Raw genomic sequence first — 989 nt, 5'->3', positions numbered from 1 at the left:
GGGGGGGGTGGTTGGGGGGGTTACGGGGGCGGGGGGCGGCGCGCGCCGCCGGGGCGCGGCAGGGTGCATCAGGCGATGGAACGAACCACGCCGCCATCCACGCGCAGGGCTGCGCCGGTGGTGGCGCTGGCCTGGCGCGAGGCCAGGTAGACCACCATGTTGGCGACCTCCTCGACCGTGGCCAGGCGCTTGATGACCGAGCTGGGACGGTGCTCGGCTATGAACCGGGCCTCCAGCGTCTCGCTGTCCACCCCCTGCTCCCTGGCCATCTGGCTGAAGTAGCCGCCCACGCCTTCGGAGCGGGTCGGGCCCGGCAGCACCGCATTGACGGTCACGCCGGTACCGGCCAGGGTCTCGGCCAGCCCGCGGGAAATCGCCAGCAGAGCGGTCTTGGTGGTGCCGTAGTGCACCATCTCGGTCGGGATCTGCAGCGCCGATTCACTCGACAGGAACAGCACCCGGCCCCACTCGCGCGTGGCCATGCCCTTGGCGTAATGGCGCGACAGGCGCACCGCGCTCATCACGTTGACCTCGAAGAAGCGCTGCCAGTCCTCGTCGCTGATCTCGAAGAAGCCCTTGGGCTCGAAGATGCCCAGGTTGTTGACCAGGATGTCGGTTTCCGGCTCCTTGGCAAACAGGATGTCCGCCCCCTCGGCCGTGCCCAGGTCGGCCGCAATGCCCTTGACCTTGGCCCCCGGCAACTTGCGCTGGATCTGTTCGACGGCGCGCGTGACACGGGCCTTGGTGCGCCCGTTGACCACCACCTCGGCACCGGCCTCGGCCAGCCCGTGGGCAATGGCAAAGCCGATACCGGCGGTGGAGCCGCTGACGATCGCACGCTTGCCGTGCAAGGAAATATTCATACCTGCGTCCTTTTCTGGATGACATGTGAACCCCGGCACGGCGCCGGCCGTGCCGGGGCACGGCCGGCGCAGGCCTCATGGGTGCTTTGACCGCTGCCCTCGATCGAGTTCAGCGCTGGCCTGGGC

Annotated in this window: 1 protein-coding gene; it reads right to left on the bottom strand. The window is 69.1% G+C overall.

The window, feature by feature from the left end; all coding sequences use genetic code 11:
- Positions 1-68 precede the first annotated feature (68 nt).
- On the bottom strand, positions 69-863 hold the full coding sequence (locus tag QMX96_RS26685) for an SDR family oxidoreductase (RefSeq protein WP_043860986.1): 795 nt from the start codon (positions 861-863) through the stop codon (positions 69-71).
- Positions 864-989: the final 126 nt, after the last annotated feature.

This window comes from Pseudomonas sp. PS01300, assembly GCF_029960155.1.
Classification (GTDB): Bacteria; Pseudomonadota; Gammaproteobacteria; order Pseudomonadales; family Pseudomonadaceae; genus Aquipseudomonas; species Aquipseudomonas palmensis.
The sequence above is the reverse complement of the archived record's forward strand: the minus strand, read 5'-3'. Positions and strand labels throughout refer to the sequence as shown.